The sequence below is a fragment of the Halochromatium sp. genome, from assembly GCF_054919635.1.
This window is the reverse complement of the sequence record NZ_JBUDPI010000055.1, coordinates 1-14,672: the sequence shown is the minus strand read 5'-3', so window position 1 is coordinate 14,672 and position 14,672 is coordinate 1. Positions and strand designations below refer to the sequence as shown.

The window sequence follows — 14,672 nt, the reverse complement described above, 5'->3', positions numbered from 1 at the left end:
GACGATGGGAGCTGCTCGGCGTCTCGGAGTGATTCAGATAGGGATCGGGCGGCAGGTGCGGGATGCGCTCGCGCAACTGCGCTAGCAGCGCGAGGGCGAGTGCCTGATCGCTGCCCGGATCGCCGCTGAGATCGCAGCTGCCCTCCAACTGGCGCTCGCGATCGATGAGGGTCAGCCCAAGCTGCTGCGTCTGCACCGCACCAGCCTGTCGGACACGATTTCGATTGAGCCGCACGAAATCCGAGTGCTCGGCGTCGAGACTCAGGAAGAGCTGTTCACCGCCCTGGATCTGGCTGAAGAGTTGCTCGGCTAGTGCGAAGAAGCGCTCGGCACTCATCTCCACCTGCATCCTCATAGCCCACCTCCAAACACCTCGATGCCGCGGAACAGGCAGGGCGGTGAGGCATGGCCGACATAGACCGATTGGTTCGGCTCCCCTTTGCCACAGTTGCGCACGCCGCCGACCTCGAGGCTGTCCGGTGCACCGACGCCATCGAGACTGCGCCAGAAGTTGGCCGAGACGCCGCGGTAGCCGGGGTTACGCACCAGCCCCTTGAGCTCGCCGTCCTCGATCAGCCGGCCCAGCTCGCAGCCGAATTGAAACTTGTTGCGGCTATCGTCGATCGACCAGGAGCGGTTGGTCTCCAGCAGGATGCCGTGCTCGATGCGGCTGATCATGGCCTCCAGGCTGTCCGTGCCAGGCTCAAGATTGATATTGGTCATCCGGTCGATGGGTGGGCGCTCCCAGCTGCAGGCGCGGGCATTGGCCGTGCCCGGCAGTCCCGAGCGCGCCTGCGAGAGGGCCCCACCGAGCGGGCGCTCAAGGATGCCGTCGCGGATCAGGTACTGACGTTCGGCCGCCGTGCCTTCATCGTCCGCGGCGCAGCTGGCCAGCTCGTTGGGCTGGCTGGGGTCGAAGGTTACGTTCAGCAACGTCGAGCCATAACGATAGGTGCCGAACATCTCGGGTGTGACAAAGCTGAGGCCGGCATAGTTGCGCTCGTCGCCGAGGATGCGGTCGAGCTCTAATGGATGACCGATCGACTCATGGATCTGCAGCACCATCTGGCTCGGCATGATCAGCAGGTCTCGCTCGCCGCTCGGGCATTCCGGTGCGAGCACGAGCGCAATCGCCTCGTCCGCGACCTGCTCGGCGGCACTGCTGAAGCCGGCCTCGGCCAGCCGCTCGAGTCCGCCTTGGCGTGGCATCTCGGCACCGCCACCGCGACGCGTCTGGGTCTGGCCATCGACATGCGCGGTGGCCGAGAGACCACTGTGCACGGTTTCCCACAGCTGTTGGATCTCGGCGCCATCGGTGCTGACCAGTAGCTGCTCGCTGCGGCGGTGACTGAGCCACGCCATGCGCTCGACGAGACGGGGATCGCGGTCGAGCTGGCGGCAGGCGTCACTCAGGAGGCCGAGCTTCGCGTCCAGGGTCAATGAGGTCCAGGGCTCGCGCACGCTGGGTGCGTACCGGGCTCGCAGCGCACTCCGGGGATAGGGGTCCGCAGCGAACAGGCCGAGCCGCGCATGCAGCGCGGCGAGATCCAGCGCGCGCCGAGTTGCCTGCGCGAGGCCAGACGAGCTCAGATCGGAGGTAGCGGCATAGCCAAGGCCGCCGCCAGCGGCTAGGGTGATCATCGCGCCGCGTGAGCGCCAGAGCCTGCTCGGCTCAGCGATGTCGTCGCGCACCGCCAGCCCTTCGCCGGTCTCATCGACCAGGCGTAGCGTCCAATAATCCACTGCTGGCGCTGAGGCGATGAAACGGGCGGCAACAGCTTGTAGATCGGATTCCAACATTAGGGGTCCTGTCGTGAGCCTCGGTCAATGAGTGCCGATATCCTTACTGAAAAACTGCCATCGGCTTCTGCCCGATTCAATCACCGACCCAGGGCGATTGTCGGGGAGCAAAAAAGGTGACAGTCACCGTCTTGCAGTAAGCCCGTGGTAGTATCCGCGCCCATGCTGACCTATCCTGACATCGATCCTGTCGCCTTCGCCCTTGGGCCGATCAAGGTTCATTGGTACGGGCTGATGTATCTGATCGGCTTCGCCGGGGCCTGGCTGCTCGGGCGCTGGCGTGCGTCTCGGCCGGGCTCGGGCTGGAGTGCCGAGCTGGTTGACGATGTCGTCTTCTACTGCGTGATCGGTGTCATCGCCGGCGGCCGTCTTGGCTACATGCTGTTCTACGGCTTCGACCAGATCCTGGCCAATCCGCTCAATCTGCTCAAGGTCTGGGAAGGTGGCATGTCCTTCCACGGCGGCCTGATTGGCGTCATCGTCGCGATCTGGCTGTTCGCGCGCAAGCAGGGTATGCGCTTCTTCGCGGTCGGCGACTTCATTGCGCCACTGGTGCCGCTTGGTCTGCTCACGGGTCGCATCGGCAACTTCATCAACGGCGAGCTCTGGGGACACGCGACCAACCTGCCCTGGGGCATGCGTCTACCTTGCGAGCGTTTTCCTGAATACTGCGTCGGACTGCCGCTGGATGCCCAATGGAGTCCGCCGGTGCATGCCTCGCAGCTCTACGAGGCCGGCCTTGAGGGCCTGGTGCTGTTTATCCTGCTGTGGTGGTTCTCGAGCCGGCCGCGGCCGATGATGGCCGTCTCTGGTCTCTTCCTGCTGCTCTATGGCCTGTTCCGCTTCAGCGTCGAGTTCGTGCGTCTACCCGATGCCCATATCGGCTACCTGGCCTTCGACTGGCTCACCATGGGCCAGTTGCTCACTGCTCCGATGATTCTTGGCGGTGCGCTGCTCCTTGCGCTCGCGTACGGGCGCCAGCGCAGGGACGCTTAGTCGCTGTCTAGCCTCTATTTCCCGATGATTGCCCTCCCGTGGTGCTCAAATCGGGAAGACGTTGGTGGACGGCCTCTTCGCTTGCTGTTCAGACCGGAGCCGAATGTCGGCGCAACTGCGTTTCGTGCTCGTCATTGTGACCGTGAAGGTGCCCGTGCCCAGGGCTTGGTCCAGCTGCCGCTTGGCGGATCGGCGAATAGCCTGAGCGGACGTCATTCCTGGAAGCGCCGCTCGGCTAGCTTGGCTAATCAGGCGGCGTCGATCGCCTCGCTTTGCAGCTTTTCCGTCTCAGCAACGGGACGTATCGCCGGCTCGGGGTCGAGCTGCAGGGCATGCAAGACCCGCCAGGCCAGCTCGTCTGGCGAGCGGCTGATGACCTCGACGGGGATCTCGTGCTTGCCATGCAAGCGGTCAAAGTCTTCAAACCCGTAGGAGACCATAAACGGGTGCATCCCTGAGTTGATGGCGGCGCGGAAATCCTTGGCCTCATCGCCGCAGGCGAAGGCACAGGCGGGGTTGATGTTGAAGCGCTCGCGGGTCTGGCGAAAGTAGCCGAGCTTATCCTCGCTCAGTGGCAGATGGACAAGGAAATCGAGCAGATCCGGCTCGATGCCGTGGCGATCGAACAGCGTGGTGAGGGTCACCAAGGGCTCATTGGTGATATTGCGCGTGACGATCCCGACGCGCACATCGTCAGCGGCGGCGAGACGGCGCACTAGGGTCTCGATGCCGTCGAACATGCAGGCCTCTTCGCGATAGACCTCGGTCAGGGTGTCGATCAGCTTGGTCCGTCGTCCGGGGCCGATCTGGCGTCTGAGATTCTGTGGCATCTCCTTGAAGCCACCGATGTATTTGAACAGGTTGCGGCGCTTCTGAAAGCGCGCGAGTGGGCCGATGTCCATCCCAAGGTGGGCAAAGGTCTTCTCGATGGCACGAAAGGCGTCAATCGTGGTGCCATCGGCATCGAGGATCACAAGGCGTTCGTTGCTAAACATCGCGCTTACTGGGCTCAGCAATGGTCTCGAGGGCCTTGCGGTGTTGACGAGCGTCGAGCATCCGCCGGGCGGGGTGATTCTCGCATATTGGCAGCAGGAGAGCGGACAGGATCTCGGGCACGGAGCCTGTACAATCGTGGGCTGACAAGCTTGCCCCTTGCGTTTTCTTCAGCCGCCGAGAGGTGAACATGCCGTTGACGATTCGATCCAGCGCATTTGCCGAGGGTGGGGCTATCCCGGTCAAGTACAGCTGCGACGGTGAGGACCGCTCGCCGCCGCTGGAATGGGATGGCATACCCGAGGGCACTCAGAGCCTCGCCCTGATCGTCGATGACCCCGACGCGCCTGATCCGGCCGCGCCGCAGCGAACTTATGTGCATTGGGTGCTCTACAATCTGCCGCCGACGCTCGCAAGTCTGCCCGAGGCCTTTGAGCCAGCAGCGCTCGCGACGGTGATCGGCGAGGGCATCAACGATTGGCGTCGAACCGCCTATGGCGGCCCCTGTCCGCCCATCGGTTGCCATCGCTATTTCCATAAGCTCTATGCGCTGGATACGGTGCTGAAGGGCCTCTTGCGGCCAACCAAGGCCGACCTGGAACGGGCGATGCGGGGACATGTCATCGAGCAGGCGGCGCTGATCGGCACCTATCAGCGCTCAGCTCCAGCGCATCACTGACAGGACCGAATTCCGCCGCCAAGCCCCCATGAACCTGAAGCTACCGAAGACCTATAAGCTGATCCTGGCCATGTGCGTGGTCGCTGGACCCTTCATCTGGCTCGTGCTGACCGAGGACGGGAAACGCCGCAGCGATCTCTTTCTGCTGCATCTGCTCGGTCATCAACCATTCAATCTCGCTGTTGCAAACCTGCGCCCGGGGTTAGAGGAGACGACGCTGTTGTCACAGTTCTCGCGCATCGAGTTCACCTGCGTGGATCAGCCGGGACCGCTCGGTAGCCGCCGTTGCGCGGCTGAGATCGGGTCGTTCAACGGGGTTCCAGCCCGAAGCGCCGAGCTGTACTGGGATGAGGGTCGACTGAACGCGGTCCGCATCGACTACCGGGGGCGCTGGCATCAGGTGCTGCTTGATGAGCTGCGCAAGCGCCACGGCCCTCCTCGGCGCGACGGCGTCGGCTCAGGCGTGGTGCTCGCTTGGCGATCCGAAGCTGGCATGCTGCTGCTACCAGAGACCTTGGCTGCCGATGAGCCGCCAGCGCTGATGTGGATCAGCGCTCAAGGCTGAAACCAGCGTCTACTAGCCGCCGCAATCGCTCGCTCCGCTGCGTGAATGCGCCTTCGGCGTCTCGATCCGCCGCCACTGTCGCTTATCACGCTTGATCATATCGCCGGCAGCCGCTGGTCCCCAGGTCCCTGCCGCATAGTTCGGGAACTCCCGCGGTGGCAGGGCGGCCCAGACGTCGATCACTGATTGCACGATCTCCCAGCCCTTCTCGACCGTATCGGCATGCTTGAACAGGGTCGCGTCGCCCTTCATGCAGTCGTAGATCAGGGTCTCGTAGCCGGTCGCCGGCTTATTGCCGAAATAGTCCTCGTAGCAGAAGTCCATGTTGACGGTGCCGATCTTCATCGTCGGTCCAGGCACCTTGGCGCCAAAGCTCATCTGGATGCCTTCGTTGGGCTGGATGCGCAGGACCAGCATGTCGGCCTCAAGCTCGTCGACCTCGGTGTCCTGGAACATGATGGTCGGGGCCTTCTTGAAGTGGATGGCCACCTCGGTGTACTGCGCAGTGAGCCGCTTGCCGGTGCGCAGATAGAAGGGCACCCCGGCCCAGCGCCAGTTATCCATGGTCAGCTTGAGTGCGGCGAAGGTCTCGGTGTGCGAGTCGGGCTTGACCCCGGGGGAGCTGCGGTAGGCCTTGACCTGCACGCCATCGGGCATGGCGCCAGCGCCATACTGGCCGCGCACCGCGTTCGTCAGTACCTGTTCCGGGGTCAGCGGCTCGATCGCATCCAGGACCTTGTTCACCTCATCGCGCATCGCCTTGGCGTCGAACGAGTTCGGTGGTTCCATCGCCAGAAAGCCGAGCAGCACGAGCAGGTGGTTCGGCATCATGTCACGTAGCGCGCCGGCCTCCTCGTAGTAGGCGCCGCGGTGCTCGACGCCGACCGATTCGGCCACGGTGATCTGCACATGGTCGATGTGATTTCGATTCCAGAGCGGCTCGATGAAGCTATTGGCGAAACGGAAGACCATGATGTTCTGGACCGTTTCCTTACCCAGATAGTGGTCGATCCGGTAGATCTGCTCCTCGTCCATATTGCGGTGCAGATCCTCGTTGAGGGCGATCGCCGAGTCGAGATCACGCCCAAACGGCTTCTCGATGATCACCCGGCGCCAGTCGTCGTCGGTCTCATGCAACAGCCCGACCTCGCCTAGGTGGTCGGTGACGCTGCCGAACATGCTCGGCGGAATGGCGAGATAGAACAGATAATTGCCTTCGGTACCGCGCTCGGCGTCGATACGACTCAGGTTCTCACACAGACGCTCGTACTCCAATCCGGCGAGCATGTCGATCTTCATGTAGTGGATGCGCTCTTCGAGCTCTTTCCAGGTCTCCGGACTAAACCCGGTGCCGGAGGTCTCGTGCAGGTGCTCAGACATCATGGCCCGAAAGCTTGCGTCGTCATGGTCGAGCCGATCAAGGCCGAGCATGACAAAGCTCTCTGGCAGCAGGCCAGCGGACCAGAGGTGATAGAGCGACGGGATCAGCTTGCGCTTGGTCAGATCGCCACCGGCGCCGAAGATGATCATGACGTTGGGCGGGGCCGGCGGCGCGGTGTTGAAGCCGGTTTGGCTCAGGGACATGCTTTGCGGTTCCATCAGGCCTCCGGCTTCTCGTGGTGTCCACCGAACTGGAAGCGCATCGCCGAGAGCAGCTGGTTGGCGAACTCGGCCTCGCCACGGGAGCTGAACCGCTCATAGAGTGCCGTGGTCAGCACTGGCGCTGGTGCGCCGGTCTCGATCGCGGCGATGCTGGTCCAACGGCCCTCGCCGGAATCAGAGACGCGCCCACCGAAGGTCTTGAGCTCCGGGTCGCCGTAGAGGGCGTTGGCCGTGAGATCAAGCAGCCAGGAGGAGACCACGGAGCCACGCCGCCAGACCTCGGCGATGCGCGGAAGGTCCAGCTCGTACTGGTAGAACTCGGGATCGGACAGCGGTGCGGTCTCGGCGTCGACCTCATGATCGGCACGGCCGACACCGGCGTGCTTGAGGATGTTCAATCCCTCGGCGTAGGCCGCCATGAGGCCGTATTCGATCCCGTTGTGGACCATCTTCACGAAGTGCCCTGCGCCGTTCGGCCCGCAGTGCAGATAGCCGAGCTCGGCGCGATCGTGCTCGCCGCTGCGGCCGATGGTGCGCTCGATCTCGCCAGCGCCTGGTGCGAGTGCCGCGAACACTGGATCGAGGTGCTCGACGGCGGCATCGTCACCGCCGATCATGAGGCAGTAACCGCGCTCGAGCCCGAACACGCCGCCGCTGGTGCCGCAGTCGACGAACTGGATGCCCTTCGCATGGAGCCGTTTGGCGTGGCGGATATCGTCCTTGTAGTAAGAGTTTCCGCCATCGATGATCATGTCGCCCGGCTCAAGGTGTGGCTCGAGGAGATCGATGACCTTGTCCACCACAGCGGCCGGCACCATCACCCAGGCCGCTCTCGGCTTGCTGAGCTTAGCGCAGAAGTCAGCGATGTCCTTGCTGCCGGTTGCACCTTCCTTTTCAAGCTCCGCCACCGTTTCGAGATTGGTGTCATAGACAACGCAGTCATGGCCTGCGCGCATCAGTCGCTGCACCATGTTGGCGCCCATGCGCCCGAGACCGATCATTCCGAGTTGCATGCTGGCATGTCCTCTCTGTCGTGGTTGCTGCCGAGGGTAATCAATGAAGGAAGGGGGCTCTGTCAGCGAGCCTCCAGGACGATGACGTTGCGGGCCTGCGCATGGAGCTCGTCACGGTCGAGGCGCTGCTGATCGTGGGTCTGCCAGATGTAAGGCGCACGCGCCGTATCGATCGCCATGTGCCAGCGCCGGCCTGGCACCGGGGGCAGCGCGAACGTCATTGGCTCCTTCGACATGTTCATCATCACATGCAGATGCGGCTCATCGGGCTCGAGGCCGGCCAAGGTGAAGGCGAGCACACGGGTGCCTGGATCATCCCAGAGCGGCTTATCGAGCTTGCTCCCATGCCAGCGGATATCCGGGATGCCGCCGTCATGCTCAGGTTGACCGGTGAGGAACCGATTGCGTCGCAAGGTTGCGTGTCGATGACGAAAGGCGATCATCGCGCGGGTAAAGTCGAACATCGCGCGATTCTCATCGACTAAGCGCCAATCGATCCAGGACAGCTCGTTGTTTTGACAGTAGGTGTTGTTATTGCCCTGCTTGGTGCGCAAGAGCTCGTCACCGGCTAGCAGCATGGGCACACCCTGGCTGAGCAGCAGCAGGGCCATGAAGTTACGCGCCTGTTGTTGGCGTAGCGCCAAGATGTCTTGATCGTCGGTCGGGCCTTCGACGCCGCCGTTCCAGCTCAGATTGTGATCATGGCCATCGCGGTTGTCCTCGCCATTGGCGTCATTGTGCTTGTCGTTGTAGCTGACCAGATCATGGAGCGTGAAGCCATCATGGCAGCTGATCAGGTTGATCGAGTTGGCCGGGCGACGGCCGCGACTCTGGTAGAGGTCGCTCGAGCCCGCGATGCGGGTTGCGACGTCGCCGATCAGCCCGCCATCACCGCGCACAAAGGCGCGTATTACGTCACGATAGTGGCCATTCCATTCGGCCCAGCGGAAGCCCGGGAAGTCGCCGACCTGATAGAGCCCAGCGGCGTCCCAGGCCTCGGCAATGATGTGGGCGCGACCGAGCTCGGGCGAGAGCTCCACCGACCAGAGCACCGGTGCGTGATACTGTGGATTGCCGTCTTCACCGCGAGCCATGGCACTGGCGAGGTCGAAGCGGAAGCCATCGACGTGCATGTCATGCGCCCAGTAATGTAGCGAGTCGATCAGGAATCGCGTCACCAGCGGATGGTTGCAGTTCACCGTGTTGCCGCAACCGGTGTAGTCGCGATACTGGCTGCGGTCATCGAAGTCGAGGTGGTAGAAGATCTCGTTGCCCATGCCCTTGAAGCTGATAATCGGGCCATCGACGCCGCCCTCGGCGGTGTGGTTATAGACCACATCGAGAATGACCCCGATGCCGGCGCGATGCAGCGCCTTGACCATATCCCGGAACTCGTCGCGCGCCCGGCGCGGGTCGCAGGCATAGTGCGGATGCGGTGCGAAGAAGCTGTGCGTGCTATAGCCCCAGAAGTTCTCCAGTCCCATCTGCGCGGTCTTCGGTGGCACGTCCTGCAGGTCGAAGGCCATCACCGGCAGCAGCTCGATGTGAGTGATGCCAAGCTCGGTGAGGTAAGGAATCTTCTCAATGATGGCGCGAAAGGTGCCTGGATACTGGGTATCTGCAGAGGGGTGCCGGCTGAAGCCGCCGACGTGAAGCTCGTAGATGACGGCTTCGGTGAGCGGCACATGGAGATGCTGATCGCCCTCCCAGTCGTACTCGTCGCGGATCAGCACCGAGCGCATCGCCGTGGCCAGATTGCAGCCGGGGCGGCTGGCGGCGGCACGATCCCAGAGCCTGTCACTGACGGCGGTGCACCAGGGATCGAGCAACAGCTTGTCTGGATCGTAGCGGCAGCCGCTCTCGCGCGTGTCATTGACGCCGTCGATACGCCAGCCGTAGCAGATGCCGTCCGGTAGGTCTTCAACCAGCACGTGCCAAAAGAAGAAGGTGTGGTTGACCTTGGGGTCCAGTTCAATGATCTGGAACGGCTCGCGACTGTCTTCCCGCTCGAACAGGAGTAGCTCGACCTTGGTGGCATGGCGGGAGAAACAGCAAAAGTTGACGCCATTGTCGGCGAAGGTCGCGCCGGAAAGTCCCCAGTCTCCGGCTTGTGTGCGATAGGGCGTAGCGGCCATGAACGGGGTCTTCCTTCTGGGTCGGGGGCTGGTTGAGCCGGGAGTCTGGTCGGGAGCCGGCGCATGGAGGTATGGCGCCGAGCGCTTGTGATCCCAATGGTAATGCGTTGACGCAGACGAAGATATGACTCTGTGGTGACAGCGACGCCGAAGTGGCCGTGACGAGCGCGTAGAATGCTGGAAGGCAAATCCGAGAGTGTAACGAATGCGATATTGCAGCCAATGTGGGTCAGGCGTCACCCTTACCGTGCCCGAGGGTGACAACATGCCAAGGCACGTCTGCGCCGAGTGCGGCACCATCCACTACCAAAACCCGAAGATCGTCGTCGGCTGCATCCCGGAGTGGGGAGACCAGTTACTGCTCTGCAAGCGCGCCATCGAGCCTCGTTATGGGCTCTGGACGCTGCCAGCCGGGTTCATGGAGAACGGGGAGACCGTGCAACAGGGGGCGGCGCGCGAGACCCTCGAAGAAGCCCAAGCGCAGGTTGAGGTCGGCGCCCTGTACGCGCTGTTCAATCTGCCTCACATCAATCAGGTCTACATGCTATTCCGGGCGCGTTTGCCGGCTCCAGAGTACGGACCCGGCGCTGAGAGCTTGGAGACGCAGTTGATGAGCGAGTCTGAGATCCCCTGGGATGAGATCGCCTTCCCGGTGATTCATGAGTCCCTGCAGCTGTACTTCCGAGACCGAGCGACGGGGCGCTTCCCGCTGCGCACCGGCAGCATCCGCCGTCTCGAGGGCCAAGCGCGCCGCTATGAGGTCCTGATTGAAGACAACGCGGCCTGAGCCTCGTCCTTCAACTGCGCTGCGCGAGGATCGGCTGAGGGAGTAAGCTACGGCGGCCATCGCGTTGCCTCGCTCGCGCAGGCAACTTAGGTGTGGGCGTCGTCGCTTGTAGCGACTGTAGCAATTGATTCGGTTGGAGAGTGGGAATGATGCATTGTCGGAAACCTGGGTTGGCAATGATTGGTCGCCGGTTGGTCTTGATGGCAGGTCTATGGATCGCCCTTGCAGGGCTTACGGGCTGCGGCCCTCAGATCGTCTACGATTTCGTGCCGCCGGAATCCCGCGAGGGTCGGATCTGCGCCACCCAATGCCAGAATGCGGCAACCAACTGCCGGCAGATGAAACAGATGGTCAATCAACAGTGCCAAAACAACTACAACGCAATGCAGCAGAACTACAACGCCTGCAAAGAGAGTGGTGCTAAGCACTGCGTCAGCCCCACGCCCTGCCCCTACAATAGCACGAGCGAGTGCGATCAGAATTATCGCGAGTGCTTCGCGGCCTGCGGCGGCACGGTCATTGCCCGCACCGTCGAGTAGTGGAAGCGGCGCTAAACTTTTCGCTCCGGCGACCGATAAATCAGAAATAAGGGTCGGTTTTTCCTCGCCTTGAGCGCACCGAGGTCATCATGAACGTCGTCAGTAGCGAATTGAGCTTGGCTTCCTCCCATCGCTATAGCCGGGTAGAGACCATGACTGAACGACTCGAGATCAACGGCCGTGCTCGAGCCATTCCGACTGAAGCCGGACAAGAGCGATCGGGGCCTCGGCGAGAAGCCGGTGCTGTGGCCGTTATGCTCTCGAGCGAAGGGCGAGCCCTCGCCGCCGCTGAGCGGGCCACCGGCGAGATCGGAAACGCCGAGGGCAAAGGCCAGGCTACTGCCGATGCCATCGAGTCGGCCGCTGAGGAGGCCCGCAATGATCCGGGCAACCAGTTGCTGATTGCCCTGGTGGAGTATCTCACCGGCAAGCGGATACGCTTGATCGACAGCAAGGACTGCCGGCCTGAGCAGTGCGACTCCGGTAAAGCGCTGAAATCCAATACGGCTGAGCCCAACGCGATGTCCTTTGCCGAGCACCGCGGTCAGCCGGGCGTTTCCCTCCATTACGAGCGCACCCACACGCTGGAAGAGCATGAAGCCACCCATTTTTCCGCTGAGGGTGTGATCCGCACCGCGGACGGTAAGAATATTCGGTTCGCCGTCGAGTTGGGCATGCAGCGTTCTTATCGGGAAGAAAGCCATCTCGAGATCCAGATGGGGCCAGCAGCCAAACGCGAAGACCCCATCGTGATCAATTTCCCTGGCGCCTCTGCGCAGCTACAGGATCAACGCTTCGAGTTCGACCTGAATGGCGATGGTGAGCTCGAGGCGCTGCCGCTGCTGGCCAATGGGAGCGGCTTCCTCGTCTATGATCGTAACGATTACGGCGAGGTCAACGATGGCTCGGAGCTGTTCGGTGCGCTGAGTGGCAATGGCTACGCTGATCTGAAGGCGATCGACGACGACGGAAATAGTTGGATTGATGACGCTGACTCCGCCACCGACCAGCTCTATCTCTGGCTGCCTGAGGCTGGTGGTCCCGGTCAGCTCTTGACGCTCGAGGAAGCAGGCGTTGCTGCCGTCTCCACCTCCAGTGTTGCGACTCCGTTTGAGCTCAGAGGGCAGGAAAACTCAGACCTCGGCGCGGTGCGCTCGACAGGCCTTTACCTTCGCACTGACGATACCGTCAGCACCACGCAGCAGATCGACCTCAGTGTCTGACACCCTGCAGCGTCCTGTTCTGAGGCCGGCTGTTACAACGCCTCCCTCAGCAATTTTCCCAGACGCATTCGGGATGGTCGGTCGCTATCGTTGACATCGGGCACGGACTGCCCTATAGACCAAGACTTACTCAGTAATAGCTGATCCGGTATCACGCCGGATAACGCGATCGATTAAGGTGCTCACTTCCGTGCGCCCCTTCGGCGCGCAGCTTGAGGCAAAGGGAGCGGGTCGCCTTGATCAAACGTATTCCAGTCGAGCAGCTTCGCCTCGGCATGTATGTGCACAGCCTGAACCGCGACTGGATCAACCATCCCTTCTTGCGTAATCGTTTCTGGCTCGAAGGCAACGATCAAATCAGCCGCATCCGCGAGCTTGGTGTCACAGAGGTCGATATTGACACCAGTCTCGGGCGCGACGCCCCGAGTGCCCCGAGTGCCGCTCAGGTGACCAAGGACCTGGCGGCCAAGGATCTCAAGCCTGCGCTCGATGCCACTGCACGGCAGCGACCGCCAGCGTTCCAAGCGACAACGCTCGCTGAAGAGCGCGGACGGGCGCGAAAGATCCTACGTGAAGCGAGCCGCGTCACTGAGCAGATCATGGACGATGTGCGTCTCGGCCGGCAGATCGAGCTCAATCCCGCCCGTGAGCTGATCAGTCAAACCGTCGCCTCGATCGTGCGAAATCAGGATGCCCTACTGGGACTTAATCGCATCCGTTCGGTTGATCTCTACACCTTCGAGCACTCTATCAACGTTAGCGTCCTGATGATTGCCTTCGCCCGCTCGCTTGGGCTGGAGGGGGCGGCCATCGAGGAGATCGGCTTAGGTGCACTCCTGCACGATGTTGGCAAGAGCCGAATCCCAGATACCATTCTCAATAAGCCGGGGAGGCTGACGGAGGACGAGTTCAAGATCATTCGCCGGCACGTGGCCCATGGACATGAGCTGTTGGCGAAGACCTCTGGCATCTCAGCAACCGCCCTTGATGTTGTCATCGAGCACCATGAGCGCATCGATGGAAGCGGCTATCCAGAGGGCAAGCCGGGCCAGTCGATCTCACGCTTCGGCCAGATGGCAGCCATTATTGATGTCTATGACGCCTTGACGACCAAGCGTGTCTATCACGACGCCATGCCGCCCAATGAGGCTCTGCGCAACCTCTTGCAGTGGAGTCCGCAGCAATTCGATCGAACGCTGGTGCAGCAGTTCATTCGCTGTGTCGGCATCTACCCCATTGGCACCCTGGTGCGGCTTGAGAGCGAGCGCCTAGCCGTGGTCGTAGAGACCGGCCGCGAGCATCTCCTCAAGCCCGTGGTTCGGCTCGTCTACGACATCAATACCCGTCGACGCCTGATGCCGCAAGACCTCGACCTCTCGCGCCCAACGGCCTACGGACAGGATCGCATCATCGATGCCGAGGACCCATCGCAATGGGGCTTTCGCCCGGAGTACCTGTTGCGCTAGCTACAAGGCTAGAGGATCAGCGATCATCGAAGACTGGGCTATCTCAGGTCGCCGTTCACCTCATCGATCTGCTCGTTCAACGTCCAATAATCGTAGAGGTAGCCGAGCAGGAAGAGTCCACCAGTGAGCAGCCAGATCAGGCCGGTGAGCCACTTGCCGAGATAGAACCGATGGATGCCGAGCAGGCCGAGGAAGGTCAGCAGAATCCAGCTGACGTTGTAGCTCTTCGGGCCAGCAACAAAGCGCCGGTCCGCCTGATGGCTCATGCCTGGAATCAGGATCAGGTCGATGATCCAGCCGATGAACAACAGTCCCAGCGTGAAGAACCAGATCGTCCCGGTGATCGGCTTACCGTAGTAAAACCTGTGGGCACCCATGAATCCGAAGATCCAGAGCAGGTAGCCCATCAGCACTGAGTGGGTATCTTGGTGTTGTGTCATCAGACCTCCGGTTGCTGCGGCGTGGTCGAGGCATCGTATCCGATAGCCCCAGCCGCAGCGAAGGGCAGATCGAGTATCCTGCCGAGGCGTCTTTAGGAACCACCCAAGCAACCTAGCATCGGAGGGAGTCCCGTGCCTCATCTTGCCGAGCAGATCGAAGCCATTCTGTCCCAGGTCCAGCATCCTGGTGACTTCTATGCCAGCGGCACCTTGGATATGCATCCGTTCCAGCTCCAGGTGCAGGGCGTTGGCCCAATCGCGCTGCCGTTGCTGCCAGCGCAGGCCGAGCAGCTGGTTGCGCAGGCCGAGCAGGCACCCTACGGCCGCGGTCCGGAGACGTTGGTCGATACCGAGGTGCGCCGAACCTGGCAGCTCGATGCCAGCAAGCTGCTGCTCAGCGGACGACGCTGGGCCGAGGATCTGGAACCGGTGGT

General features: G+C 62.1%; 14 protein-coding genes and 1 pseudogene. 8 read left to right on the top strand and 7 right to left on the bottom strand.

The annotated features are described in order from the left end of the window. Together ACY693_RS05515 and ACY693_RS05510 are read right to left on the bottom strand one after the other, a co-directional pair. Positions 1 to 355, bottom strand: a pseudogene (locus tag ACY693_RS05515) (peptidase); the annotation flags it as partial. Further along, complete coding sequence (locus ACY693_RS05510; RefSeq protein ID WP_462320828.1) at positions 352 to 1,800, bottom strand: TldD/PmbA family protein; 1,449 nt, start codon at positions 1,798 to 1,800, stop codon at positions 352 to 354. The pseudogene ACY693_RS05515 and the gene ACY693_RS05510, both read right to left, overlap by 4 nt. A gap of 162 nt (positions 1,801 to 1,962) precedes the next feature. Here ACY693_RS05510 and lgt point away from each other — a divergent pair, with 162 nt between their 5' ends. Further along, positions 1,963 to 2,796, top strand: a complete 834-nt coding sequence (lgt, locus tag ACY693_RS05505) for a prolipoprotein diacylglyceryl transferase (protein ID WP_462320827.1) — start codon at positions 1,963 to 1,965, stop codon at positions 2,794 to 2,796. A 248-nt stretch (positions 2,797 to 3,044) separates the two neighbouring features. Here lgt and ACY693_RS05500 read toward each other — a convergent pair whose 3' ends face one another. Next, complete coding sequence (locus tag ACY693_RS05500; RefSeq protein WP_462320826.1) at positions 3,045 to 3,791, bottom strand: HAD family hydrolase; 747 nt, start codon at positions 3,789 to 3,791, stop codon at positions 3,045 to 3,047. A 188-nt stretch (positions 3,792 to 3,979) separates the two neighbouring features. On the opposite strand from ACY693_RS05500, the gene ACY693_RS05495 reads away from it, so the two are divergent. Together ACY693_RS05495 and ACY693_RS05490 are read left to right on the top strand one after the other, a co-directional pair. Further along, entirely contained in the window at positions 3,980 to 4,468 is a 489-nt protein-coding gene (locus ACY693_RS05495) for a YbhB/YbcL family Raf kinase inhibitor-like protein (protein WP_462320825.1), read from the top strand. 28 nt (positions 4,469 to 4,496) lie between these two features. Next, a complete protein-coding gene (locus tag ACY693_RS05490) occupies positions 4,497 to 5,033 on the top strand; it encodes a hypothetical protein (RefSeq protein WP_462320824.1) in 537 nt (178 codons plus the stop codon). A gap of 12 nt (positions 5,034 to 5,045) precedes the next feature. Here the strand turns inward: ACY693_RS05490 and zwf are convergent, their stop codons facing one another. From zwf to glgX, 3 genes are all read right to left on the bottom strand, one after another. Continuing rightward, entirely contained in the window at positions 5,046 to 6,617 is a 1,572-nt protein-coding gene (zwf, locus tag ACY693_RS05485; protein ID WP_462320823.1) for a glucose-6-phosphate dehydrogenase, read from the bottom strand. A gap of 14 nt (positions 6,618 to 6,631) precedes the next feature. Then, positions 6,632 to 7,648, bottom strand: coding sequence for a phosphogluconate dehydrogenase (NAD(+)-dependent, decarboxylating) (gnd, locus tag ACY693_RS05480; protein WP_462320822.1), 1,017 nt, complete (start codon positions 7,646 to 7,648; stop codon positions 6,632 to 6,634). Positions 7,649 to 7,710: 62 nt separating this feature from the next. Further along, complete coding sequence (gene glgX / locus ACY693_RS05475) at positions 7,711 to 9,783, bottom strand: glycogen debranching protein GlgX (RefSeq protein WP_462320821.1); 2,073 nt, start codon at positions 9,781 to 9,783, stop codon at positions 7,711 to 7,713. A 205-nt stretch (positions 9,784 to 9,988) separates the two neighbouring features. Between glgX and ACY693_RS05470 the strand changes: the two genes are divergently transcribed. From ACY693_RS05470 to ACY693_RS05455, 4 genes are all read left to right on the top strand, one after another. Continuing rightward, positions 9,989 to 10,570: an NUDIX hydrolase gene (locus ACY693_RS05470; RefSeq protein ID WP_462320820.1), complete on the top strand. Its 582-nt coding sequence runs from the start codon at positions 9,989 to 9,991 to the stop codon at positions 10,568 to 10,570. A gap of 200 nt (positions 10,571 to 10,770) precedes the next feature. Beyond that, positions 10,771 to 11,109: a hypothetical protein gene (locus tag ACY693_RS05465; RefSeq protein WP_462320819.1), complete on the top strand. Its 339-nt coding sequence runs from the start codon at positions 10,771 to 10,773 to the stop codon at positions 11,107 to 11,109. A gap of 152 nt (positions 11,110 to 11,261) precedes the next feature. Further along, a complete protein-coding gene (locus ACY693_RS05460) occupies positions 11,262 to 12,332 on the top strand; it encodes a hypothetical protein (RefSeq protein ID WP_462320818.1) in 1,071 nt (356 codons plus the stop codon). A gap of 236 nt (positions 12,333 to 12,568) precedes the next feature. Further along, positions 12,569 to 13,798: an HD-GYP domain-containing protein gene (locus ACY693_RS05455; RefSeq protein WP_462320817.1), complete on the top strand. Its 1,230-nt coding sequence runs from the start codon at positions 12,569 to 12,571 to the stop codon at positions 13,796 to 13,798. A gap of 38 nt (positions 13,799 to 13,836) precedes the next feature. Here the strand turns inward: ACY693_RS05455 and ACY693_RS05450 are convergent, their stop codons facing one another. Beyond that, entirely contained in the window at positions 13,837 to 14,238 is a 402-nt protein-coding gene (locus ACY693_RS05450) for a TM2 domain-containing protein (RefSeq protein WP_462320816.1), read from the bottom strand. A gap of 132 nt (positions 14,239 to 14,370) precedes the next feature. On the opposite strand from ACY693_RS05450, the gene ACY693_RS05445 reads away from it, so the two are divergent. Further along, positions 14,371 to 14,672 (top strand): hypothetical protein (locus ACY693_RS05445; protein ID WP_462320815.1); only part of this gene is annotated, 302 nt, incomplete at its 3' end.

Excerpts from the sequence above, each read along its gene's own strand:
- ACY693_RS05460 (WP_462320818.1), top strand. The coding sequence starts at position 11,262 with ATGACTGAACGACTCGAGATCAACGGCCGTGCTCGAGCCATTCCGACT.
- zwf (WP_462320823.1), bottom strand. The coding sequence starts at position 6,617 with ATGTCCCTGAGCCAAACCGGCTTCAACACCGCGCCGCCGGCCCCGCCC.
- ACY693_RS05470 (WP_462320820.1), top strand. The coding sequence starts at position 9,989 with ATGCGATATTGCAGCCAATGTGGGTCAGGCGTCACCCTTACCGTGCCC.
- ACY693_RS05465 (WP_462320819.1), top strand. The coding sequence starts at position 10,771 with ATGGCAGGTCTATGGATCGCCCTTGCAGGGCTTACGGGCTGCGGCCCT.
- ACY693_RS05510 (WP_462320828.1), bottom strand. The coding sequence starts at position 1,800 with ATGTTGGAATCCGATCTACAAGCTGTTGCCGCCCGTTTCATCGCCTCA.
- ACY693_RS05495 (WP_462320825.1), top strand. The coding sequence starts at position 3,980 with ATGCCGTTGACGATTCGATCCAGCGCATTTGCCGAGGGTGGGGCTATC.
- lgt (WP_462320827.1), top strand. The coding sequence starts at position 1,963 with ATGCTGACCTATCCTGACATCGATCCTGTCGCCTTCGCCCTTGGGCCG.
- ACY693_RS05500 (WP_462320826.1), bottom strand. The coding sequence starts at position 3,791 with ATGTTTAGCAACGAACGCCTTGTGATCCTCGATGCCGATGGCACCACG.
- ACY693_RS05490 (WP_462320824.1), top strand. The coding sequence starts at position 4,497 with ATGAACCTGAAGCTACCGAAGACCTATAAGCTGATCCTGGCCATGTGC.
- glgX (WP_462320821.1), bottom strand. The coding sequence starts at position 9,783 with ATGGCCGCTACGCCCTATCGCACACAAGCCGGAGACTGGGGACTTTCC.
- ACY693_RS05450 (WP_462320816.1), bottom strand. The coding sequence starts at position 14,238 with ATGACACAACACCAAGATACCCACTCAGTGCTGATGGGCTACCTGCTC.
- gnd (WP_462320822.1), bottom strand. The coding sequence starts at position 7,648 with ATGCAACTCGGAATGATCGGTCTCGGGCGCATGGGCGCCAACATGGTG.